The sequence below is a fragment of the Dryocola sharpae genome (assembly GCF_051307055.1).
Taxonomy (GTDB): domain Bacteria; phylum Pseudomonadota; class Gammaproteobacteria; order Enterobacterales; family Enterobacteriaceae; genus Dryocola.
On record NZ_CP149994.1, the window covers coordinates 928,831 to 951,908 of the forward strand.

Annotated in this window: 23 protein-coding genes; 9 read left to right on the forward strand and 14 right to left on the reverse strand. The window is 55.0% G+C overall.

Features of this window, described 5'->3' with window-relative positions; all coding sequences use genetic code 11:
- Positions 1–202 precede the first annotated feature (202 nt).
- Positions 203–751: a DUF3251 domain-containing protein gene (locus WLO31_RS04405; protein ID WP_435929278.1), complete on the reverse strand. Its 549-nt coding sequence runs from the start codon at positions 749–751 to the stop codon at positions 203–205.
- A 150-nt stretch (positions 752–901) separates the two neighbouring features.
- Between WLO31_RS04405 and nrdR the strand changes: the two genes are divergently transcribed.
- From nrdR to pgpA, 6 genes are all read left to right on the forward strand, one after another.
- Complete coding sequence (gene nrdR, locus WLO31_RS04410) at positions 902–1,351, forward strand: transcriptional regulator NrdR (protein ID WP_064549177.1); 450 nt, start codon at positions 902–904, stop codon at positions 1,349–1,351.
- A gap of 5 nt (positions 1,352–1,356) precedes the next feature.
- Entirely contained in the window at positions 1,357–2,466 is a 1,110-nt protein-coding gene (gene ribD / locus WLO31_RS04415; protein WP_435929279.1) for a bifunctional diaminohydroxyphosphoribosylaminopyrimidine deaminase/5-amino-6-(5-phosphoribosylamino)uracil reductase RibD, read from the forward strand.
- An 85-nt stretch (positions 2,467–2,551) separates the two neighbouring features.
- The gene (gene ribH, locus WLO31_RS04420) at positions 2,552–3,022 is read left to right on the forward strand and encodes a 6,7-dimethyl-8-ribityllumazine synthase (protein ID WP_167612081.1); all 471 of its coding nucleotides are present in this window, start codon (positions 2,552–2,554) and stop codon (positions 3,020–3,022) included.
- Between the two features lie 20 nt (positions 3,023–3,042).
- Positions 3,043–3,462: a transcription antitermination factor NusB gene (nusB, locus tag WLO31_RS04425; protein WP_167612083.1), complete on the forward strand. Its 420-nt coding sequence runs from the start codon at positions 3,043–3,045 to the stop codon at positions 3,460–3,462.
- A gap of 205 nt (positions 3,463–3,667) precedes the next feature.
- Positions 3,668–4,645, forward strand: coding sequence for a thiamine-phosphate kinase (thiL, locus tag WLO31_RS04430; protein WP_435929280.1), 978 nt, complete (start codon positions 3,668–3,670; stop codon positions 4,643–4,645).
- Positions 4,632–5,138 carry a phosphatidylglycerophosphatase A gene (gene pgpA, locus WLO31_RS04435; RefSeq protein WP_435929281.1) on the forward strand — a complete coding sequence of 169 codons (507 nt, stop codon included), beginning with the start codon at positions 4,632–4,634 and terminating at the stop codon, positions 5,136–5,138. The genes thiL and pgpA overlap by 14 nt, the downstream gene beginning before the upstream one ends.
- Positions 5,139–5,187: 49 nt before the next feature.
- Here the strand turns inward: pgpA and WLO31_RS04440 are convergent, their stop codons facing one another.
- The 4 genes from WLO31_RS04440 to xseB all read right to left on the reverse strand — a co-directional run bounded on the left by WLO31_RS04440 (position 5,188) and on the right by xseB (position 9,265).
- Positions 5,188–6,162, reverse strand: coding sequence for an aldo/keto reductase (locus WLO31_RS04440; RefSeq protein WP_435929282.1), 975 nt, complete (start codon positions 6,160–6,162; stop codon positions 5,188–5,190).
- A gap of 65 nt (positions 6,163–6,227) precedes the next feature.
- A complete protein-coding gene (gene dxs, locus WLO31_RS04445; RefSeq protein WP_435929283.1) occupies positions 6,228–8,090 on the reverse strand; it encodes a 1-deoxy-D-xylulose-5-phosphate synthase in 1,863 nt (620 codons plus the stop codon).
- 30 nt (positions 8,091–8,120) lie between these two features.
- Positions 8,121–9,020 (reverse strand): (2E,6E)-farnesyl diphosphate synthase, encoded by a 900-nt coding sequence (ispA, locus tag WLO31_RS04450; protein ID WP_435929284.1) that lies wholly within the window; start codon positions 9,018–9,020, stop codon positions 8,121–8,123.
- A gap of 2 nt (positions 9,021–9,022) precedes the next feature.
- Positions 9,023–9,265: an exodeoxyribonuclease VII small subunit gene (xseB, locus tag WLO31_RS04455; protein WP_435929285.1), complete on the reverse strand. Its 243-nt coding sequence runs from the start codon at positions 9,263–9,265 to the stop codon at positions 9,023–9,025.
- A gap of 192 nt (positions 9,266–9,457) precedes the next feature.
- On the opposite strand from xseB, the gene thiI reads away from it, so the two are divergent.
- Positions 9,458–10,906, forward strand: a complete 1,449-nt coding sequence (gene thiI, locus WLO31_RS04460; protein WP_435929286.1) for a tRNA uracil 4-sulfurtransferase ThiI — start codon at positions 9,458–9,460, stop codon at positions 10,904–10,906.
- Positions 10,907–10,943: 37 nt separating this feature from the next.
- On the opposite strand, the gene yajL is transcribed toward thiI, so the two are convergent.
- Together yajL and panE are read right to left on the reverse strand one after the other, a co-directional pair.
- The gene (gene yajL, locus WLO31_RS04465) at positions 10,944–11,537 is read right to left on the reverse strand and encodes a protein deglycase YajL (RefSeq protein ID WP_435929287.1); all 594 of its coding nucleotides are present in this window, start codon (positions 11,535–11,537) and stop codon (positions 10,944–10,946) included.
- Positions 11,497–12,411, reverse strand: coding sequence for a 2-dehydropantoate 2-reductase (panE, locus tag WLO31_RS04470; protein ID WP_435929288.1), 915 nt, complete (start codon positions 12,409–12,411; stop codon positions 11,497–11,499). Before panE ends, yajL begins: the two co-directional genes overlap by 41 nt.
- A gap of 138 nt (positions 12,412–12,549) precedes the next feature.
- On the opposite strand from panE, the gene WLO31_RS04475 reads away from it, so the two are divergent.
- A complete protein-coding gene (locus WLO31_RS04475) occupies positions 12,550–13,041 on the forward strand; it encodes a YajQ family cyclic di-GMP-binding protein (RefSeq protein ID WP_435929289.1) in 492 nt (163 codons plus the stop codon).
- Positions 13,042–13,121: 80 nt separating this feature from the next.
- On the opposite strand, the gene WLO31_RS04480 is transcribed toward WLO31_RS04475, so the two are convergent.
- Entirely contained in the window at positions 13,122–14,489 is a 1,368-nt protein-coding gene (locus WLO31_RS04480; protein ID WP_435929290.1) for an MFS transporter, read from the reverse strand.
- 354 nt (positions 14,490–14,843) lie between these two features.
- Between WLO31_RS04480 and WLO31_RS04485 the strand changes: the two genes are divergently transcribed.
- A complete protein-coding gene (locus WLO31_RS04485) occupies positions 14,844–16,160 on the forward strand; it encodes an IS4 family transposase (RefSeq protein WP_435929291.1) in 1,317 nt (438 codons plus the stop codon).
- A gap of 44 nt (positions 16,161–16,204) precedes the next feature.
- Here WLO31_RS04485 and cyoE read toward each other — a convergent pair whose 3' ends face one another.
- The 6 genes from cyoE to ampG all read right to left on the reverse strand — a co-directional run bounded on the left by cyoE (position 16,205) and on the right by ampG (position 23,044).
- A complete protein-coding gene (cyoE, locus tag WLO31_RS04490; protein WP_167612120.1) occupies positions 16,205–17,092 on the reverse strand; it encodes a heme o synthase in 888 nt (295 codons plus the stop codon).
- An 11-nt stretch (positions 17,093–17,103) separates the two neighbouring features.
- Positions 17,104–17,433, reverse strand: a complete 330-nt coding sequence (locus tag WLO31_RS04495; protein WP_435929292.1) for a cytochrome o ubiquinol oxidase subunit IV — start codon at positions 17,431–17,433, stop codon at positions 17,104–17,106.
- The gene (locus tag WLO31_RS04500; protein ID WP_435929293.1) at positions 17,433–18,056 is read right to left on the reverse strand and encodes a cytochrome o ubiquinol oxidase subunit III; all 624 of its coding nucleotides are present in this window, start codon (positions 18,054–18,056) and stop codon (positions 17,433–17,435) included. The genes WLO31_RS04495 and WLO31_RS04500 overlap by 1 nt, the downstream gene beginning before the upstream one ends.
- Positions 18,046–20,037: a cytochrome o ubiquinol oxidase subunit I gene (cyoB, locus tag WLO31_RS04505; RefSeq protein WP_435929294.1), complete on the reverse strand. Its 1,992-nt coding sequence runs from the start codon at positions 20,035–20,037 to the stop codon at positions 18,046–18,048. The genes WLO31_RS04500 and cyoB overlap by 11 nt, the downstream gene beginning before the upstream one ends.
- A 17-nt stretch (positions 20,038–20,054) precedes the next feature.
- The gene (gene cyoA / locus WLO31_RS04510; RefSeq protein WP_435929295.1) at positions 20,055–21,002 is read right to left on the reverse strand and encodes a cytochrome o ubiquinol oxidase subunit II; all 948 of its coding nucleotides are present in this window, start codon (positions 21,000–21,002) and stop codon (positions 20,055–20,057) included.
- Between the two features lie 554 nt (positions 21,003–21,556).
- Positions 21,557–23,044 carry a muropeptide MFS transporter AmpG gene (gene ampG / locus WLO31_RS04515; RefSeq protein ID WP_435929296.1) on the reverse strand — a complete coding sequence of 496 codons (1,488 nt, stop codon included), beginning with the start codon at positions 23,042–23,044 and terminating at the stop codon, positions 21,557–21,559.
- Positions 23,045–23,078: the final 34 nt, after the last annotated feature.

Below are 23,078 nucleotides of genomic sequence, written 5' to 3' on the forward strand. Positions count from 1 at the left end.
AAAAATTAAGCAAAGACGAGGCTATCTGTTACAAATAAATGTGATGTATATCACTAAGTGACGTCAGGAAAGGGAATATCAGAGTGCTTAGCAGCTTATGCGGCGAGGCATAATGAATAAATATTCCTGCTTCATTTGTAGGGTGGATAAGCCTGCGCCATCCGCCGTTTCTGTTGCCCGCAGGCGGTGGACGGCGCTTTGTTTATCCGTCCTGGGGGACGTTCGGCTGAATATCATGAATGCGCACAAAACCTAACTGGTCCGGCGTAATGCCCGGCAGGCGCAGGGGAAGGGTGACGTCGCTCGGCGCAAGAATACTCGCCGGAGCAGCGATCCGTTGCGTCTGGACGTTTACCTCCTGGTAGTTATCCGTCGTGCCCTGAATTTGCCCCCATGCAATTTCGCCGCTAAATGCCGGTAAAGGATCGCTGGATTCTCCTTTGATGGTAAGCGTTGCACGCGTGCCGTTTGCTTCCGCTGCTATGTTGCTCAATGACATTTGCAGGTTGCCAATCTGGCTGTTCAGACGCGCTGGCGTATTTGAACCCGGCAGCAGATAAACGCCGGTGGTGGAGTTAGCGTTCAGCGAGTTCTGCTGGGTCAGCTTTATCGATTGATCGCCCAGCTTCATCATGTCCTGATTGAGCGCGCCCACCTCCTGACGCATCTGGCGCACTTCGCTTTGCTGGGCGCAGGCGGTCAGGCTTATCAGACAGCCGGCCAGGAGAAATCTTAGGTAAGTCTTTGTCATGGCTTGTAATTCCTTAACTGTTTTTCCTTCACTAAGCGTAGCTGTTGGCCGGTGAAAAGTCATATTTCACCGATCGACAGAGCGTGCCTTTGTACTCCGGCGACTTCGCGGTAAACTATTGTCTGATTGAACAATCTTTCAGGACGCGCCATGCATTGCCCATTCTGTTTCGCAGTAGACACCAAAGTGATCGACTCCCGTCTTGTTGGCGAGGGCTCTTCCGTGCGTCGTCGCCGTCAGTGCCTGGTTTGTAACGAGCGTTTTACCACCTTTGAAGTGGCAGAGCTGGTGATGCCGCGCGTGGTGAAAAGCAATGACGTTCGCGAGCCGTTCAACGAGGACAAGCTGCGTAGCGGTATTCTCAAAGCGCTGGAAAAGCGCCCGGTTAGCTCTGACGATGTAGAAATGGCGGTAAACCACATTAAATCCCAGCTGCGCGGAACCGGCGAGCGTGAAGTGCCGAGCAAAATGATCGGCAACCTGGTAATGGAGCAGCTTAAAAAACTCGATAAAGTAGCCTATATCCGCTTTGCCTCCGTGTATCGCAGCTTCGAAGATATCCGCGAATTTGGCGAAGAGATCGCCCGTTTACAGGACTAACCCCGATGTCGCTTGATGAGAAATTCATGGCTCGCGCGCTGCAGCTGGCAAAGCTTGGGCGTTTCACCACACATCCCAACCCCAACGTGGGATGTGTGATAGCCAAAGACGGTGAGATTGTCGGGGAGGGTTTTCACTTTCGCGCCGGGGAGCCGCATGCGGAAGTTCATGCATTGCGTATGGCGGGTGAAAAGGCTCGCGGAGCCACAGCTTACGTGACGCTCGAGCCTTGCAGCCACCACGGACGCACGCCGCCATGCTGCGATGCGTTAATTGCTGCTGGCGTGACGCGAGTCGTGGCGGCCATGCAGGACCCAAATCCGCAGGTTGCCGGGCGCGGGCTTTATCGCCTGCAGCAGGCCGGCATCGATGTCAGCCACGGGCTGATGATGAACGAAGCGGAATCTCTCAACCGCGGCTTTCTCAAACGCATGCGTACCGGTTTTCCCTATATACAATTAAAGCTGGGTGCGTCGCTCGATGGCCGCACGGCTATGGCGAGCGGTGAAAGCCAGTGGATTACTTCTCCGGCGTCCCGTCGGGACGTACAGCGCCTGCGCGCGCAAAGCGCAGCTATTCTTAGCAGCAGCGCAACGGTGCTGGCAGACGATCCATCATTAACAGTGCGCTGGAAAGAACTGGATAGCGCAACGCAAGAGATTTATTCCGAAGAGAATCTGCGCCAGCCGACGCGGATTATTATCGACAGCCAGAACCGGGTGACGCCCCGGCATAAAATTATCAGCCAGCCGGGGGAAACCTGGCTTGCGCGTTGCGCGGCGGACGAGCAGGCCTGGCCGGAAGGCGTGGAGCAATTTATCGTCCCGCAGCACAACGGCCATCTGGATCTGGTGGTGATGATGATGCTGCTTGGCAAACGCCAGATAAACTCCGTGTGGGTGGAGGCGGGCGCAACTTTAGGCGGCGCGCTGCTCCAGGCGGGGCTGGTTGATGAACTGCTTGTTTACGTTGCTCCTAAGCTACTTGGCAACGATGCCCGCGGCCTGTGCAACCTGCCGGGGCTTGAAAAACTCGCCGATGCGCCTGAGTTTACCTTCAGCGAGGTTCGCCACGTTGGGCCCGATTTATGCCTGCATCTGACGCCGCGTTATTAGCGAACTCAAAACGTAAGCAGCCGCCAAAAGATTATGATAAAATCCGCCCCCCTGCGGGGCTAAACAGAACCCGTAAAGGAAGATTATGAACATTATTGAAGCAGCCGTTGCTACTCCAGACGCTCGCGTCGCCATCACCATCGCGCGTTTTAACAACTTCATCAATGACAGCCTGCTGGATGGCGCTATCGACGCCCTGAAGCGTATCGGCCAGGTTAAAGATGAAAACATCACCGTAGTCTGGGTGCCGGGCGCTTATGAGCTGCCGCTGGCCGCAGACGCGCTGGCGAAAACCGGTCGTTACGACGCGGTGATTGCGCTGGGTACGGTTATCCGTGGCGGCACCGCGCACTTTGAATACGTTGCCGGCGGCGCCAGCAACGGTCTGGCAAGCGTTGCCCAGCAAAGCGGTATTCCGGTCGCCTTCGGCGTGCTGACCACCGAAAGTATTGAACAAGCCATCGAACGCGCTGGCACAAAAGCCGGTAATAAAGGTGCAGAAGCCGCACTGACCGCGCTTGAAATGATTAATGTATTGAAAGCCATCAAGGCCTGATTTTTTGTAAGGGGAAATCTGTGAAACCTGCTGCTCGTCGCCGTGCCCGTGAGTGTGCCGTTCAGGCGCTTTACTCCTGGCAGTTATCTCGCAACGACATCGCTGATGTCGAATACCAGTTCCTGGCGGAACAGGACGTCAAGGATGTTGACGTTAACTACTTCCGCGAACTGCTGAGCGGGGTGGCTACTAACAGCGCGTATCTGGATGGGCTGATGAAGCCTTACCTGTCACGCCAGCTTGAAGAGCTGGGCCAGGTAGAAAAAGCGGTTCTGCGTATCGCACTGTTTGAACTGTCAAAACGTGATGACGTGCCTTATAAAGTGGCGATTAACGAAGCCATCGATCTGGCGAAAACCTTCGGTGCCGAAGATAGCCACAAGTTTGTCAACGGCGTGCTCGATAAAGCCGCTCCGCAAATCCGTCCCCACAGAAAATAATCTCCATCAGGCCGGTTTATCCGGCCTTCAGATTGATGGCAAACGGCAAAAAACGTGGTTTTTGCCGTTTGGGATAAAACAGAAGACATCATCCTTTGTTTTTATTAGCCCATATTCGGCGCTTGTAGAGCAAAGGGCTTTGTCGGCAGTCTCTGGCCGGTTTACCCGGCCTTCGTTTTTTATACATCTTTCAGAGGCATAACGCATGGCATGCGGTGAGTTTTCCCTGATTGCCCGTTATTTTGATCGCGTAAGAAGTACCCGTCGTGATGTTGAAACCGGTATTGGCGACGATTGTGCATTGCTGAGCGTAGCGGAAAAGCAGCTGCTGGCGATTAGCACAGATACGCTTGTCTCAGGTGTTCACTTCCTGCCGGATATCGATCCGCGCGATCTGGGCTACAAAGCACTAGCTGTTAACTTAAGCGATTTGGCCGCGATGGGTGCCGATCCAGGCTGGTTGACGCTGGCCATCACCCTCCCGGAAATCGACGAACCCTGGCTTGAAGCCTTCAGCGACAGCCTGTTTGAACAGCTTGATTACTACGATATGCAGTTGATTGGCGGCGATACCACCCGCGGCCCGCTTTCTATGACGCTCGGTATTCACGGGCTGGTGCCCGCAGGACGCGCGCTTAAGCGTAGCGGCGCCCGCGCCGGCGACTGGATTTACGTTACCGGAACGCCAGGCGACAGCGCCGCCGGCCTTGCGATCCTGCAGGATCGCCTGAAGGTGGCGGATGCGCAGCAGGCGGATTACCTGCTGAAACGGCACCTGCGTCCGAAACCGCGCGTGCTGCACGGGCAGGCTCTGCGCGATCGGGCAAGTAGCGCCATCGATCTTTCAGACGGGTTGATTTCCGATCTTGGCCATATACTGAAGGCCAGCGATTGCGGGGCGAGAATCATGCTCGATTCGCTGCCGTATTCAGAGGCAATGCGCGATAACGTTGAAGCCGAGCAGGCTCTGCGCTGGGCGCTTGCCGGCGGCGAGGATTACGAACTCTGCTTTACGGTCCCTGAGCTGAATCGCGGCGCGCTGGATGTCGCTATCGGTAATCTGGGCGTGCCCTTTACCTGCATAGGCCAGATCGTGCCTGCTTCTGAAGGGCTTCAGTTCTTTGAAGAGGGCAGGCCTGTCACTCTGGACTTAAAAGGATACGACCACTTTGCGTCGCACTAGAGATGTGGCAAAAAGCCGCCTGAACCTGCTTAATCCGTGGCATTTGCTGGCCACCGGCTTCGGCAGCGGGTTAAGCCCGATTGTACCCGGCACCATGGGATCGCTTGCCGCGATCCCGTTCTGGTATCTGATGACCTTCCTGCCGTGGCAGCTTTATTCGCTGGTGGTAATGCTGGGCATCTGCATCGGCGTTTATCTGTGCCATCAAACGGCACGCGATATGGGCGTTCATGACCACGGCAGCATCGTGTGGGATGAGTTCATCGGCATGTGGATAACGCTGATGGCGCTGCCGGTTAACGACTGGCGTTGGGTTGCCGCCGGATTTGTGATTTTCCGCATACTCGATATGTGGAAGCCCTGGCCAATCCGCTGGTTTGACCGCAACGTTCAGGGCGGAATGGGGATTATGATCGACGATATCGTCGCTGGCGTGCTCTCGGCAGGGATAATCTATCTGCTTGGGCACCAGTGGCCGATTGGGCTGATTTAAATTGCCGGGCGGATAAACCTGCGCCATCCGCCCTGCAAAACCTACGGCGTTATTTAAATCCCACCACCTGATGTCGCTGATACGGCGTTTCCAGCTCGGCAATCTCTTCCGGCGCAAGCGTGAGCTCCACCGCGCCTAACAAATCATCCAGCTGATGTTCGCGTGAGGCGCCGATGATCGGCGCGGCAATGCCTGGTTTGCTTAACAGCCATGCCAGCGCAACCTGAGCGCGGGAAACGCCTTTGTCGGCGGCAACGTTTGCCAGTCGTTCGGCAATCACCGCATCGTTTTCGGCGCTCCCTTCGTACAGGGTTTTACCAAACTCGTCGGAAACCGAACGTGCCGTGGTGTCGCCCCATGGGCGGGTCAGCTTGCCGCGAGCCAGCGGGCTCCACGGGATCACGGCCACTCCTTCCCGATAGCACAGCGGCAGCATATCAAGCTCTTCTTCGCGATAAATCAGGTTGTAATAATCCTGCATGGTGGCAAAGCGCGCCCAGCCGTGTTGATCCTGCAGCGCCAGCGCCCGGGCAAACTGCTCGCTGTGCATCGACGATGCGCCGATGAAACGTGCTTTACCCGCTTTAACCACGTCGTTAAGCGCTTCGAGCGTTTCTTCAATCGGCGTGTTGTAGTCCCAGCGGTGGATTTGCAGAAGGTCAACGTAGTCGGTGCCCAGACGACGCAGGCTGTCGTCAATCGAGCGCAGGATCTGCGCACGGGAAAGCCCTTCCGGCAGATCGCCAACCTGATGGTATACCTTGGTGGCGAGTACGATCTCTTCACGACGGGCGAAGTCTTTCAGAGCGCGTCCGACAATCTCTTCGCTGCTGCCGTCTGAATAGCTATTGGCGGTATCAAAGAAATTAATGCCGTTATCCAGCGCGTGTTTGATGATGAGGCGGCTGCTTTCTTCGGGGAGAGTCCAGGCATGTTTCCCCCGGTCCGGCTCGCCAAAGGTCATACAGCCGAGACAAAGACGGGAGACCTTGAGGTCTGTTTTTCCTAACGTGTTGTATTGCATGGCTCCACTCCTGCATATGTTTATAAGGGGTTACCTTTTAAGCATAGCAGGAGCGCAGGAGGGGTTTAGCTAAGCCAGGCGCGGATTTTCGCTTCGATACCTTCCGCATCCAGGCCAATAGCGGCCCGCGCCTCTTCCTGGGTGCCCTGCGGAATAAAGAAATCAGGCAGGCCCAGATTGAGCACCGGCACGGCTTTACGGTGCGCCATCAGCACTTCGTTCACGCCGCTGCCCGCGCCGCCCATGGTGGCGTTCTCTTCGATAGTCACCAGGGATTCGTGACTTTCAGCCAGCGTCAGGATCAATGCTTCATCCAGCGGCTTCACAAAGCGCATATCGACAAGCGTGGCGTTCAGGGATTCGGCAACTTTTGCTGCGTCCTCTAACAGGGTGCCGAAGTTAAGCAGAGCCACTTTCTCGCCTTCGCGCTTTTTCACGCCTTTGCCGATTGGCAGGCATTCCAGAGGCTGTAATTCCACCCCTGTGCCGTTGCCGCGCGGGTAACGCACCGCGCTTGGGCCATCGTTATAGTGATAGCCGGTGTGCAGCATCTGGCGACATTCGTTCTCGTCGCTCGGGGTCATAATGACCATATCCGGAATGCAGCGCAGGAAGGAGAGGTCGAACGCGCCCTGGTGGGTTTGCCCGTCTGCGCCAACGATGCCCGCGCGGTCGATGGCGAACAGCACCGGCAGCTTCTGGATAGCCACGTCATGAATGACCTGATCGTAAGCGCGCTGCAGGAAGGTGGAGTAGATAGCGACAACCGGCTTATAACCGCCAATGGCAAGGCCTGCGGCAAAGGTCACCGCGTGCTGCTCGGCAATCGCCACGTCGAAATATTGCTGCGGATACTGGCGAGAAAACTCTACCATTCCCGAGCCTTCGCGCATGGCCGGGGTGACCGCCATCAGCTTGTCATCATGAGCGGCGGTTTCGCACAGCCAGTTACCGAAGATTTTTGAATAGCTCGGCAGGCCGCCTGCACTTTTCGGCAGCGTGCCGCTTGAAGGATCGAATTTCGGCACCGCATGGAAGCTAATAGGATCTTTTTCCGCAGGCGCGTAGCCGCGGCCTTTTTTAGTCATGATGTGCAGAAACTGCGGGCCGCTCAGGCTGCGCATGTTCTTCAGGGTAGTCACCAGCCCCAGCACATCGTGTCCGTCTACCGGCCCGATGTAGTTAAAACCAAGCTCTTCAAACAGCGTGCCCGGTACGACCATGCCTTTGATGTGCTCTTCGGTTCGCTTGAGAAGCTCTTTAATTGGCGGCACGCCGGAAAAGACTTTTTTACCGCCCTCGCGCAGGGTGGAGTAAAGCTTGCCGGAAAGGATTTGCGCCAGATGGTTATTGAGCGCCCCGACGTTTTCGGAGATCGACATTTCGTTGTCGTTTAACACCACCAGCATGTCCGGGCGAATATCCCCGGCGTGGTTCATCGCTTCAAACGCCATGCCTGCGGTGATTGCGCCGTCGCCAATCACGCAAACCGTGCGGCGATCTTTCTCTTCTTTGCCTGCCGCCACAGCGATACCGATGCCTGCGCTGATTGAGGTCGACGAATGGCCGACGCTCAGCACATCGTATTCGCTTTCCGCGCGCCACGGGAACGGATGCAGGCCATCTTTCTGGCGGATGGTGCCAATCTGGTCGCGGCGGCCGGTCAGAATTTTATGCGGGTAGGCCTGATGGCCCACATCCCAAATCAGCCGGTCGAAGGGGGTGTTATAGACATAGTGCAGCGCCACGGTCAGTTCTACCGTACCAAGCCCGGAGGCAAAGTGCCCGCTGGAACGACTTACGCTATCGAGCAGGTAACGACGCAGCTCATCGCACAGCTTCGGCAGGCTCTCTTTTGGCAGCAGGCGAAGCTCCTGGGTTGAGTCTACCAGCGCAAGCGTCGGGTATTTGGCAATATCAAAGCTCATTAAATTAGAAACTCGTCGTGGTGTTATAAGTTATTTATCACGCTGGATGATATAGCTGGCCAGCGCTTCCAGCGCCGTTGTATTCAACGACTGGTTCGCAAGCCCTTCCAGCGCACGGAGAGAATCCTGATAGAGATCCCATGCTTTGGCTTTGGCGTTTTCCAGGCCAAGCAGAGCCGGGTAAGTGCTTTTACCCAGTTGTTGATCGGCGCCCTGACGCTTACCCAGCGTCGTGGTGTCGCCGATCACGTCGAGAATATCGTCCTGTACCTGGAAGGCCAGGCCGATGCTTTCGGCATAACGATCCAGCAGCGGCAGCGCATTACGGCCTGCCTCACCGGCGCTTAAGGCGCCCAGGCGAACGGCGGCGCGAATCAACGCGCCGGTTTTGTGACGGTGGATCTTCTCAAGTTCTTCGAGCGCGACCTGTTTGCCTTCGGCTTCCAGATCCAGCGCCTGACCGCCGCACATCCCGGCCACGCCGCTGGCCGTCGCTAACTCTTTGACCATCGCCAGCCGGTCGGCTATTTCCACACCGGGCATCGGGGCTTCACTGAGTATAGAGAATGCCAGCGTTTGTAGGGCGTCTCCTGCCAGAATTGCGCTGGCTTCGCCAAATTTTATGTGACAGGTCGCTTGTCCACGACGTAAATCATCATCATCCATCGCCGGCAGATCGTCATGAATCAAAGAGTAGGCGTGAATGCACTCTACTGCCGCAGCCGGGGCATCCAGCGCTTCATCCGCTACGCCGAACATTTCACCGGTAGCGTATACCAGGAAAGGGCGAAGGCGTTTACCCCCTAATAGTGCGCCGTAACGCATCGCCTCAACCAGCGGAGTGTTCTGAAACGGCAGCGGGGCTAAAAAGCGCAGCAGGGCGTCGTTGGCTCGCCCGGCGTGAGCCTGAAGATCTTGATCTAAATCCATTTTTACTCGGCGTCCGGCGTGAAGGTCGTTAGAGGCGCGTCTTCGTTTTCGCTCAGCAGGATTTGTACGCGCTGTTCGGCCTGCTGCAGTTTCACCTGGCCCTGACGGGCCAGCTGTACGCCGCGTTCAAATTCGTTTAGCGCCTCTTCCAGCGGCAGCTCGCCGCTTTCCAGGCGAGTGACAATCTGCTCAAGCTCCACAAGCGCGGTTTCAAAGCTGACGGGGACTTCGGTTTTTTTCGGCATAGTGAATGTCTGACTCTAATAATTGTGCGACGTCGCCATGGTAGCGGACTCAATTGTGTAACGCTATGGCAAGCTGTTAGTGATATACTTTCGCGCCTCGGATGCAAGGGCGCTCACGCCTTTGCAGTTCTTTAAGTCTTTCAGCCCGCATGATTCAACGCATGCACGGCTCACCAACAAATCATGAGCGCCATGAAGTTTATCATTAAATTGTTCCCGGAAATCACCATCAAGAGCCAATCTGTGCGCATACGCTTTATTAAAATGCTCACCGGGAACATTCGTAACGTTTTAAAACACTACGATGAAGACCTGGCGGTTGTCCGCCACTGGGATCATATCGAAGTTCGCGCCAAAGACGAAAACAAGCGCATCACCATCCGCGAAGCCCTGACCCGCATTCCCGGCATCCATCATATTCTTGAAGTCGAAGATGTGCCGTATACCGATATGCACAATATCTTCGAGCAGGCGCTGGAACTTTATCGCGACCAGCTGGAAGGTAAAACCTTCTGCGTGCGCGTTAAACGTCGTGGTAAGCATGAGTTTAGCTCCATTGAAGTGGAACGCTACGTTGGCGGCGGTTTAAACCAGCATATCGAATCTGCGCGCGTGAAGCTGACGCACCCGGAAGTGACGGTGAATCTGGAAATTGAAAACGATCGTCTGCTGCTGGTAAAAGGGCGTTATGAAGGCATCGGCGGTTTTCCTATCGGCACGCAGGAAGATGTGCTGTCGCTGATTTCCGGCGGCTTCGACTCCGGCGTTTCCAGCTATATGCTGATGCGTCGCGGCTGCCGCGTGCATTACTGCTTCTTTAACCTGGGCGGCGCGGCGCATGAAATTGGCGTGAAACAGGTAGCCCACTATCTGTGGAACCGCTACGGCAGCTCCCACCGCGTGCGTTTCGTCGCGATCGATTTCGAGCCGGTGGTTGGCGAGATCCTTGAGAAAGTCGAAGACGGCCAGATGGGCGTGGTGCTCAAACGTATGTTTATGCGTGCGGCATCTCGCGTGGCCGAACGCTACGGCGTTCAGGCGCTGGTGACCGGCGAAGCGTTAGGCCAGGTTTCCAGCCAGACGCTGACCAACCTGCGTCTGATCGACAACGTCTCCGATACGCTGATCCTGCGCCCGCTTATCTCGCATGATAAAGAGCACATCATCGATCTGGCCCGTGAAATCGGCACCGCTGATTTTGCGCGTACCATGCCGGAATACTGCGGTGTGATCTCAAAAAGCCCAACCGTGAAGGCGGTGAAGGCGAAGATTGAGGCGGAGGAAGCGAACTTCGATTTCTCTATCCTCGATAAGGTTGTCGAAGAAGCGACGAACATTGATATTCGCGATATCGCCACGCAGAGCACAGAAGTGGTTACCGAGGTTGAAACGGTAGGCGAGTTTGGCCCGAACGACGTGCTGCTGGATATCCGTTCCGTCGACGAGCAGGACGAGAAGCCGTTCCAGCAGGAAGGCGTGAGCGTTGCCTCGCTGCCGTTCTATAAGCTGAGCACTAAGTTTGGCGATTTAGACCAGAGCAAAACCTATCTGCTGTGGTGCGAGCGCGGCGTGATGAGCCGCCTGCAGGCGCTGTACCTGCGTGAGCAGGGCTTTAACAACGTGAAGGTTTTTCGCGCTTGATTGTTGGCCCTCTCCCTTTCAGGGAGAGGGCCATAATTCAATAATCCCGGTAGCTGTAAATCCCTGCGGCCATCACCAGCTGCTGCGAAACCTCATGCGCTTTTTCACGGCCAACCAGTAAATCGATAATCTTCAGCCCAAAATCTATCGCCGTGCCCGGCCCCTGGCTGGTCAGCAAATTAACTCTTGGGTCCCAGACTACGCGTTTGTCCTGCCATTGATCGTCCGGAATGGTCTCTTTCAGGCCCGGATAACCCGTCATGTTGCCGATGGGGAAAATCTCATGCGCAACAAGAACGGTGCCCGCTGCGGCGCAGATAGCCGCCACAATGCGCCCGGAGAGATGGAACTGGCGCACGGTTTCTACCAGCAGCGGGCTGTCGCGGAAACATTCCGCGCCTTTTATTCCGCCAGGTAATACGATGATGTCGAAATCCCCGTCGGCCACCTCTACCAGCGGCGCATCGGCGACCAGCCTGACGCCGCGTGAGCAGGTGATAGTGAGATCGCCGCTGCTTGCAACGCTTGCCGTCGTGACCTTAATGCCGCCGCGCACCAGTAAATCAATGGTGGTAACGGCCTCCATCTCCTCACTCCCAGGCGCCAGACAGACCAGAGCTCGAACGCTCATATTCATTCTCCTTACGCTTAATCAGCTCATACAGTCGGCTATTGACCGGCACGGACAGGCCATGGGCCCGCGCGCGCTGCAGTAGATATCCGGTGATATAGTCAATTTCGGTGTGGCGCTGCACGCGCACATCCTGCAGCATGGACGAAATGTTCGCCGCCGTGCTGTCGATAACCTGCTCCACATAATAAAGCAGGCTTTCAGGTGAGGTATGGTGGCCGTCGCGCTCCATGACCAGCGCCACTTCGTTGCAGATGCTCACCACCTCGTCGTGATGATGTTTTAACTCGCCGTTAGGGCAGTTGTAGAGCGCGGTCAGCGGGTTGATAACGCAGTTCACCGCCAGCTTATTCCAGCTCGCCGGGAGAATGTTATCGTGCCAGGCGACATCGGACAGGGCGTGGTGCAAGACATCAGCCAGAGCGCTGAAATCGCTGCCCGCTGCGTTACCCGGCCCGATATGCGTGGTGCCGTTTGCTACGTGAACGATAACGCTGCCATCACGTTTTGCCGCATGGGTGGTGACGCCCAACAGTAAAGGCTGGCGCAGCGTCCTTAATTCTTCCAGCGTGCCCATGCCATTGTGCAGCAGCAGGATGGCGCTGGACTCCGGCAGCCTCGCAGCCAGCGTTTTGACGGCCCCGGAAACCTGCCAGGCCTTGAGCGTCACCAGCAGCAGATCGCAGCCGGCGAGAAAATCGGGATCGTTGGCCGTGAGCGATTCATTAAAAATGCTGCCGTCCACGTCGACCAGATTTACAGAACAGAAAGGTTGAGGAACCCGTAGCCAGCCCTGGACCTCATGTCCCTGTTTATAAAGTGATGCCAGCCAGAGCTGGCCTAAAGCACCGCAACCCAGAACGGTGATTTTCATTTTGCCTCCCCATCCACAAACTGCGTAGATGTTTTGCGTAAACTATATTATATCGGGTTCTCTCCTGCTTTAACGGGTTGTTTTGCGCGGCCCAGCGGGTATGATGCAACGCAACAAAAAAGAGAGGGAGAAGAAAACATGCCATCTTTTGACATCGTGTCTGAAATCGATATCCAGGAAGTGCGTAACGCGATCGAAAACGCGGAGCGCGAGGTCGCTACGCGTTTCGACTTCCGCAACGTGCCGGCAACCTTTGAACTGAATGAAAAAAATCAGTCCATTAAGGTCGCCAGCGAGTCTGACTTTCAGGTTAACCAGCTGCTGGATATTCTGCGTGCCAAACTGCTCAAGCGCGGCATCGAAGGCGCTTCAATCGACGTGCCGGAAGATTTCGTGCACAGCGGTAAAACCTGGAGCGTAGAGGCTAAGCTCAAGCAGGGCATTGAAGCTGCGATTGCCAAGAAAATTGTGAAGCTGATTAAAGACAGCAAGACCAAAGTTCAGGTGCAGATTCAGGGTGAAGAGCTGCGCGTAACGGGCAAATCCCGTGACGATTTACAGAGCGCAATGGCGCTGGTGCGTGGCGGAGATTTGGGACAGCCGTTCCAGTTTAAAAACTTCCGCGACTGATCTTCAGTAGATCGCGCTAAAAAACGCTTACCGGCCCTGCATGATTAATGCAGGGCCGGTAAGCGCCGCGCCGCCCGCCGCTATAGCGTCCCTTTCACCAGCTGCTCAATCTCAAATCTGTTCGTCACCTTGCTGTCGATCTTCACATAGGCGCTGCGCTCCTGCGTAATTATGTTCGCATCGCTCACGCCCGGCTGCGCCAGTAATCTTGCTTTCAGCTGCAGATCGTTTGCCGCATTTTCCGGCAGCTCGATGCGCAGGCTGGCCACGTAAGGCGGTTCTTTCATGGTGGTACTCACCAGCAGCCAGACCATTGCCAGCAGGGCGCCCGCCAGGAAGACGGTTTGCGAGTCAAACATGCCGTCCAGCCAGCCGCCTAATGAACCGCCAATCGCCACGCCGATAAACTGACTGGTGGAGTAAATCCCCATCGCCGTGCCTTTGTAGCCTGCAGGCGATTCCTTGCTGATAAGCGACGGCAGAATGGCCTCCATCAGATTAAAGGCGAGGAAGAAGAGCTGCACGCCAAGCACCAGTTCCCAGAAGTGCGGCCCGGAGCCCCAGAGTACAATCTCCGCAATCAGCAGCAGCGCCACGCAGCCGACAAACACCCGCTTCATGCGGCGCTTCACTTCGGCGTAAATGATAAAGGGCACGACGGAGGCAAAGGCTATCAGCATCGTACAGAGATAAATTTTCCAGTGCTCCGCGGCAGGGAAGCCCGCCTGCTCAAGCTGGCCGGGCAGGGCGACAAAGGTGGACATCAGCATGATGTGCAGACACATAATGCCGAAGTTAAGCTTCAGCAGCTTAGGTTCAGCGAGAACCTTGCTAAAGCAGCCCTTCACCATCCCGGATTCGCGGTTCAGCACGTGGTTTTCTGTATTCGGCACCACCCAAAGGGTGATTACAATGCCGGCTGTCGCCAGAATCGCAATCATCCAGAACAGGGCATTCAGGCCGAAAGAGTGGGTAATAATTGGGCCAAGCACCATGGCAATGGCAAAGGTGACGCCGAAGCTGACGCCGATAAACGCCATCGCTTTGGTGCGGTTTTGTTCGCGGGTGAGATCGGAAAGCAGCGCCATTACGGCGGCGGCAATGGCGCCTGAGCCCTGCAGCGCGCGGCCAAGGATCACGCCCCAGATAGAATCCGAAAGGGCGGCCAGTACGCTACCGAGCACGAAGATAAGCAATCCGCCAACGATCAGCGGCTTGCGGCCGATACGGTCAGAGAGCAAACCAAAGGGGATCTGAAAGATAGCCTGCGCCAGGCCATAAATACCGATTGCGAATCCAATCAGCGCTTCGCTTGCGCCCTGCAGCGCCATTCCGTAAGTGGTAAGAACCGGTAACACCATAAACATGCCGAGCATGCGGAGTGAAAATACCGTGCCTAAACCCCACGTCGCACGTAGTTCGACGGGCGTCATTTTGTAATCGTTCATTTCCACCTCAGATGAAAAACCGGACATAGTGTAGTGCGTAGGCAGGGGAGGGTAAACGTTTGGTTGTTTAACAAATATTACAGGGCGAAATTATTGATGCTCATAGTAAAAAAGGGCGCTGATGTACTCTCAGCCGCCTGACAAAATTTGCAGCATTTTAATACGGTGCCGGGAAGGTATAAAAGCAAAGGGCAACGTCTTCGGGGGTAAATCAAACCGTCGAAAAGCGTGGTTTTACAGCAATAAAAAAGGACGCTTATGCGTAATGCCGATCAGTTAAGACAAAAATGATCGGTTGAACGATCCGGCAGTTCTGCAAGAATCCGTAATCTCTCAGGGATTACGGATTTTTTTATGCTTCTCAGTCAGGCTCTCGATATCGTTCATAACTTTACTCCCCAGGAGTTCTCGACGCTTTCTGATCTCCTTTCTCCTGAGCTCATTGACGAGTGTCTCGCTGATACCGGCACAGTGACGTTACGAAAGCGCAGGTTGTCGATGGAAATGATGGTCTGGGCGGTGACCGGCATGGCACTTTTTCGCTCCCATTCGATGAGCCAGCTCGTCTCACATCTGGATATCCTTCTGCCGGGGAAAAGGCCCTTTGTCGCGCCCAGCGCGGTTGTGCAGGCCCTGCAGCGGTTTGGAGAAGATGTTATCCGGTTAATGTTTGAGAAAACGCAGCGCCTGTGGTTCGAAAAGACCCCGCTGTCGCACTGGAACGGACTGACTCTGATGGCTGTGGATGGCACCGTATGGCGCACACCTGACACACCAGAAAATGATGCGGCCTTCGGGCGAACGGCCAATATTAATAAGTGCTCTGAATGGCCGCAGGTGCGCATGGTCTGTCAGATGGAAGTCACCAGCCACCTGCTGTCAGCGGCTGCGTTCGACAGCGTCTGCGCAAGTGGCGAAGCCGATCTCGCCGCTCAGCTTATCCCACAGACCCCCGATCACTCTCTGACCCTCTTCGATAAGGGTTTTTATGCGCTGGGTCTGCTACACGCCTGGCAGTCGGCCGGAACGGAAACACACTGGATGCTGCCGCTGCGTAAAGGGGCACAGTACCGTGTTGTCCGTAGCTTAGGGGCCGGGCAGGAGTTGGTGGAGTTACAGCTATCGCCTCAGGCGAAGAAAAAATGGCAGGGTGCTGCAGACACGCTGACGGCAAGGCTTATCAGCAAAGAACTCAATGGAAAAACGGTTCAAATCCTGACATCCATGTGCGATCCCCTGAGATACCCGAAAGCGGATGTCGTGGATTTATACAGCCATCGCTGGGAAATAGAGCATGGGTTCCGCGAGATGAAACAGCACCTGCTGAATAATGAGCTGACGCTGAGAAGTAAAAAGCCAGAACTTGTGCGTCAGGAGCTGTGGGGCGTGGTCCTGGCCTATAACCTTCTGAGGTTCATGATGGCGCAGATGGCGTACAGTTTGAAAGGTGTGGAACCTTATCAGATGAGTTTTAAGCAGTCCGCATTGTACCTGAGAAGTCAGCTGAGCGTGCTACCGGGCGTCTCACCGGGAAAAATACCGCGGATAATGGAAGAGATAATGGCGATGGCTTCAGGGCTGGTGCTGCCGGAAAGAAGAGTGCGACATTACCCCAGGGCGGTAAAAAAGAGGCCACAACGTTATCCGTTGCGGCCTCCATTAAGATCTTAACTGACAAGCATTACGCTTATGCGCCCTTTTATGCGATGCATGGTTTACCAGACGTAAGTCAGCAGATTGTGGGAATCCGGCACCATAAAGTCGACGGACATCATCACGGAGAGAGAGGTAATGGCGACGATGGAAAAGACGAACAGTTTGCGCGCCCAGACCTTATCGTCTTCCACTTTATAACCCCGCAGCGCCATGCCCAGCCACCAGACGCTCACCGCCGCTGCGACGACCAGATATTTGTATCCGGCGTAACCGCCTAGCGTGAGCATCAGCGTTGCGACAGCAAAGGCGATGATATACAGCGTGATGTGGTTCTTCGCAACCGAGATCCCTTTCACCACCGGCAGGACCGGAATATTGGCGGCCTGGTAATCTTTAAAGCGGAAGATGGCAATCGCATAGGAGTGCGGCATCTGCCACAGGCTAAAGATAGCCAGCAGGATCAGGGCGCCGGTATCGAACTCGTTGGTCACGGCACAATAGCCGATGACCGGAGGCGCCGCGCCGGAAAGGCTGCCAATCAGCGTGCCGTAAACGGATTTGCGCTTCATATAGAGGCTATAAACGCCCACGTAAACCACAAAGCCCATCACGCCGAGCCACATCGCCAGCGGATTCGCGCCAAACCACAGCAGCATGAAACCAGCAATACCCAACAAGGTGGCGTATACCAGCGAGGTTTTCGGCGAAATCAGGCCCTTAACCAGCACCCGATTCCTGGTTCTCTCCATCTTGCGGTCGATATCGCGGTCGATGAAGTTGTTATAAACACAACCTGATGCCACCACCAGCGACACCCCCACGAGGGTGAAGAGAAACAGGGGATAATCAATACTGCCCTTCGAGGCCAGTAAAAATCCCCCAATGACAGAAATTAAATTACCGAAAATAATTCCTGGTTTCGTTACTTGCAGGTATTGCTTAATCATACACGTCGCTCTTAGTGAACCATCATATTCTGGTTGAGGTTCCACATAATCCAGATCGAGCCGACCACCAGAATGGCAATAATCAGCACCGTAAAGGCAAAGGCCACCAGGTTCCAACGCTCACTCGACGAGGTGTTCAGATGCAGGAAGCACACAAGGTGAACCAGAATCTGTATTACCGCGGTAACCACCACCACACCGAGAATAGTGGAGTGGGATGCGCTACCCGTCATCACCATCCAAAACGGGATCGCCGTCAGGATGATCGACAGGATAAAACCTGTCATATACGTCTTTACGCTACCGTGGTGGGCGCCGCCATGTTCAGTTGAATGACTCATTACATTGCCCCCATCAGATAAACGACTGAGAATACACAGATCCAAACCACGTCCAGGAAGTGCCAGAACAGGCTCAGGCACATCAGGCGAGCGCGGTTAGTGTTAGTCAGGCCGCGGCGCGCTACGTGGATCATCATGAACGCCATCCACACCAGACCAGAAGTCACGTGCAGACCGTGGGTGCCTACCAGAGCAAAGAACCCTGACAGGAAGCCGCTGCGATCCGGACCGAAACCTTCGGTAATCAGGTGATGGAATTCATAGATTTCCATCCCGACGAAGCCCGCACCGCACAGGAAGGTCAGCGCCAGCCAGGAGATAACCTGGCTTTTGTTGCCTTTGTTCATGGCGATGATCGCCATGCCGTAGGTGATGGAGCTGAACAGCAGCAGGGCAGTTTCAACCAGCACAAACGGCAGTTCGAAAATGTCTTTCCCTGCAGGGCCGCCGGCAGTGCCGTTCACCAGAACGGCATAGGTAGCAAACAAGCAACAGAACAGAATGCAGTCGCTCATCAGGTAGATCCAGAAACCAAAGACCTTATTGGTTCCCGCATCGTGATGCCCATGCTCTGCTACATGAGGAGCGTGGGCGCTAGCGTGAGTCAGAGTATCAGTTGACATTTTTCAGCCCTGCTTTGGTAATTTCATCGAAATGCTGGTTTTCCAGGGTTTCGACTTCCGCAACCGGAACGTAGTAATCCACATCTTCGTCGAAGCTTTTTGCAATCCAGGTGACGATCATACCGGCGAAGCCGATAAGCGCCAGCCACCAGATGTGCCAGATCATCGCGAAACCAAATACTGCGCTGAAGGCGGCAATGATAACGCCCGCTGCGCTGTTACGCGGCATATGAATTTCTTCATAATGGGTCGGCTGCTTGTACGCTTCGCCTTTCTCTTTCATCACCCAGAATGCATCACGCTCGTTGACGAGTGGCAGATGGGCGAAGTTATAGAACGGAGGCGGAGAAGAGGTAGACCACTCCAGCGTACGGCCACCCCATGGGTCACCGGTCAGGTCGCGGTTCTGCTCGCGGTCGCGAATAGAAACGTAGAACTGAACCAGCTGGCAGAGAATACCGCAGGCAATCAGCGCCGCGCCGCCTGCAGCCACAAGCAGAAGGCTGTGGAACTGCGGATCAATTTGCTGACTCAGGCGACGGGTCATCCCCATGAAGCCCAGCACGTACAGCGGCATAAAGGCCACGAAGAAGCCGATAATCCAGAACCAGAAGGCGCGTTTGCCCCAGGTTTCGTTCAGGGTGAAGCCAAAGGCTTTCGGCCACCAGTAGGTCAGGCCTGCGAAGCAGCCGAATACCACACCGCCGATAATAACGTTATGGAAGTGGGCAATCAGGAACAGACTGTTGTGCAGTACAAAGTCGGCGCCCGGTACGGCCAGCAGAACCCCGGTCATCCCACCGATAGAGAAGGTGACGATGAAGCCAATGGTCCACAGCATCGCGGAGTTGAAGACGATACGGCCCTGATACATGGTGAACAGCCAGTTGAAGATCTTCACCCCTGTCGGGATGGCGATAATCATCGTGGCGATACCGAAGAAGGCGTTCACGTTCGCGCCGCTGCCCATGGTGAAGAAGTGGTGCAGCCAGACGATGAACGACAGTACGGTAATGGCGATGGTCGCCCACACCAGAGAGGTGTAGCCGAACAGACGCTTTTTAGAGAACGTCGCAACAACTTCTGAGAACACGCCAAATACCGGCAGCACCAGGATATACACTTCCGGGTGGCCCCATGCCCAGATGAGGTTGATATACATCATCATGTTGCCACCCATATCGTTGGTAAAGAAATGGGTGCCAAGGTAGCGGTCAAGGGTTAACAGCGCGACGGTCACGGTGAAGATTGGGAACGCCGCGATAATCAGCACGTTGGTACACAGCGAAGCCCAGGTAAACACCGGCATTTTGAACATGGTCATGCCCGGCGTACGCATATTCAGGATAGTAACGAAGAAGTTAATACCCGTTAGCGTCGTACCGATACCGGAGAGCTGCAGACTCCAGATCCAGTAGTCGACCCCGACCCCCGGACTGTACTCAATGCCCGATAGCGGCGGATAGGCAACCCAACCGGTCTGCGCGAATTCGCCCACCCCAAGAGAAAGGTTTACCAGCACCACGCCGACAACGGTGAACCAGAAGCTCAGGTTGTTCAGGAACGGGAAGGCAACGTCGCGCGCGCCGATCTGCAACGGCACAACGATGTTCATCAGGCCGATAACAAATGGCATCGCCACGAAGAAGATCATGATCACGCCGTGGGCGGTGAAGACCTGGTCGTAGTGGTGCGGCGGCAGGAAGCCTGCTTCCCCTGCGGAAGCCAGCGCCTGCTGGCTACGCATCATAATGGCATCGGCAAAGCCACGCAGCAGCATGACGATAGCGACGATGACATACATGATGCCAAGGCGTTTGTGGTCAACGGAGGTGATCCACTCTTTCCATAAATATTCCCACTTACCGAAGTAAGTGATAGCTGCAACTAGCGCCAGTCCCCCGACGATAATAGCCGCCACCGTAACCATGATAATGGGTTCATGGTATGGGACTGCATCCAGTGTAAGTTTTCCGAACATTTTTATTCCTCGGCCCCTTAGTGAGAGGTTTCCGCGTGACTCATGTCCATACCATCCATACCGTCATGAGAGCTTTGCTCACCTTCAGGTTGGGTCATGTCCATGCTCTTCCCGTGTCCCATGAATTTGTCGATAACGCCTTTAAACAAATCCGGTTTAACAGCTGAGAAGTATTCGACTTTGTTGTATTCGCTAGGTGCTGCCAGCTTCTCGTAGCTCGTCATATCGGTCATGACGTTCGGAGATTTTTTCGCTTTAGCAACCCATTGGTTGAAGGTATCCATGTCTGGCGTAGCAATTGCTTTGAACTTCATGCCAGAGAAACCTCTACCGCTGTAGTTAGACGAAATACCGTCGTAGGTGCCCGCTTCGTCGGCAATCAGGTGCAGTTCGGTCTGCATGCCTGCCATTGCGTAGATTTGGCTACCCAGGCGCGGAATAAAGAAGGAGTTCATCACCGAGTTAGAGGTGATTTTGAATTCCACCGGGGTGTTGGCCGGGAAAGCGATTTCATTCACCGTAGCGATGCCCTGCTCCGGATAGATGAAGAACCATTTCCAGTCCATAGCGATAACTTCGATGGTCACCGGCTTCGCTTCGTGCGTCAGCGGTTTGCTGGGCTCAAGCGCGTGCGTGGTTTTCCAGGTCAGTACCGCAAGGAAAATGATGATAAGGATAGGGATAGTCCAGACAACAGCTTCAACTTTGTTCGAGTGCGACCAGTTGGGGCTGTATTTGGCATCCGTATTTGAAGCCCGGTACTTCCAGGCAAAGCCGATAGCCATCACGATAGCGGGAATAACGACGATCAACATCAGCCCGAGGGCCGTCAGTATCAAAGAACGCTGTTCCAGACCGATCTGTCCTTTGGGATCGAGAAGTGCAGAATCGCAGCCACTGAGCAACACAGTTCCTGCGAGTAATGACAACATTCCCAAACTTTTATTGTATTTCCTGAGTCTCATTTAACGACCTCAATTCCAGGGAGCTCTATTGTCGTTTAAAGTGTGCCGGCATTTTACGGGAAGGTTACATTACTGTAAACATGATTGGCGTAGTGTCAGCGGGGTGTTACCGGGTTCTGCCGTCAATGTCACACGAAATGCAACAAACTGTAAAATCGGGTGATAGCTTACGCTGCGTTGAGTTTAGAACGAATTTTCAGACTGTGGGAAATAGAATAGGTAAATTGGTATAACCAATCATTTTAAAGAACAATTAATTAACAAATTGCCATCATTTAATGAACAATTATAACAATAATTAATTTCGCACCGGGCTGAATCGTTTAACGCCTTCTTTAAATTTATAGCGCACAAATTAATTAAAGCAGGCCGCCTTACTTTCGATAAATAAAGCTTGTTGCGTCCGGCCAGCCGCGGCGTTATTTTGCATAAAATAACGCACGGGGCTTAACTAATTATTGTTAATCCCTTGAGTTAACAGCTTTTGTTTGAGGGTGAAATTCACCGCCGCCCGTTTTCAGAAATATATTTCTCAGGCAGCAAGCTTTTACGCATTATTGAGGCTGCGCCGGGGTAGCCAGGCGGCGCAGCGCCAGAAAGTCCAGCAGCCCGCCGAACAGTATTCCGCCGATGGCGAGCAGCGCGCCTCCTTCCAGCAGGTATAAGCCGAACGTCCAGTGGGTTAATCCCAGCGCATTCGCAATGACCACCAGCAGCCATGCGCCCAGCAGCACACAGCCCAGGCTCAGGATGCGCAGCGCTAAACGATAGGCCGGAGCGAACTGACGGCGCGGCATAAAGCGCTCGTTTTGCTGGGTGTATTCCAGGGTGTTTTTACAAATCAGCAGCAGCAGGATGCCCGGCACCGCCGCGACAACCGAGAAGAGATAGAACGTCGGCCAGCCGTGAGCCTCCACAAACCAGCCGGCAATAGGCCCAACGTAAACGCGGCCAACGGCGGATAACGCCGAAAGCAGGGCGAACTGCGTAGCGGAGAAGGATTTATTACACAGCGTCATCAACAACGCGACAAAAGCTGCCGTACCCATTCCGCCGCAGAGGTTTTCAAAGAAGACGGCGGCGGCCATGCTGTACATATGCTTATCGGTGACGGAGAGCATCCAGTAACCGGCATTGGACACGCCCTGCAGAATGCCGAAAATGAGCAGGGCGCGGAATAACGTCAGGCGCTGCATGAGCACGCCGCCGTAAAGCGCTCCGAGAATGGTGGCGACTAAACCCAGCGATTTATTCACCACCCCGACTTCACCCGCATCAAAACCGACGCCGCGGATCAGAAACGTGGTGGTCAGGCTCATGGCGAAAGCATCGCCAAGTTTATACAACACAATCAGTAGCAGGATCAGCCAGGCGTTATTGCGCCCGAAAAAGTCCCTGAGCGGGGCAACGACGGCTTGCTCAAGGCTGCGTGGAACCGGAATGGCATCCGTGGGTTCCGGCGCGAGCAGGGTGGCGACAATACAGGGCAACAGCAGCGCGGCCATCAGCCAGTAAGTGGCCTGCCAGCCCAGGTAACGGTCCGCCAGCCAGAGCGCGAGCCCGCCGGAAACCAGCATCGCCAGACGATAGCCAAGCACGCTGATTGCCGCGCCCGCGCCGCGTTCTTCGGCGGAAAGCACATCTGTTTTCCAGGCGTCGAACACGATGTCCTGCGAGGCGGAGCAGAAAGCGATAATAACCGCAAGCGCGGCCATCCAGCGGAGCTGCGTGCCCGGCTCCAGAAAGCCCATAGCGGCAACAGCAATCAGCAGCAGGAGCTGGGTAATCAGCAGCCAGCCGCGACGGCGGCCCAACAGCGGCGGCGTATATCTGTCCATCACCGGCGACCAGAGAAACTTAAAGACGTAGGCCTGGCCGACAAGCGAGAAGAAGCCGATGGTTTTCAGATCGATATTTTCGACCGTCATCCAGGCTTGCAGCGTGCCGGAAGTTAATGCGAGGGGAAGCCCTGAAGCAAAGCCAAGGATCAGAAGAATGGCTGACTTCGGCTGCTGAAAGATACGTAAATACTGATTGGCCATGCTGTGCTCTGACCGTCAGCCCGCCTGACGCGGG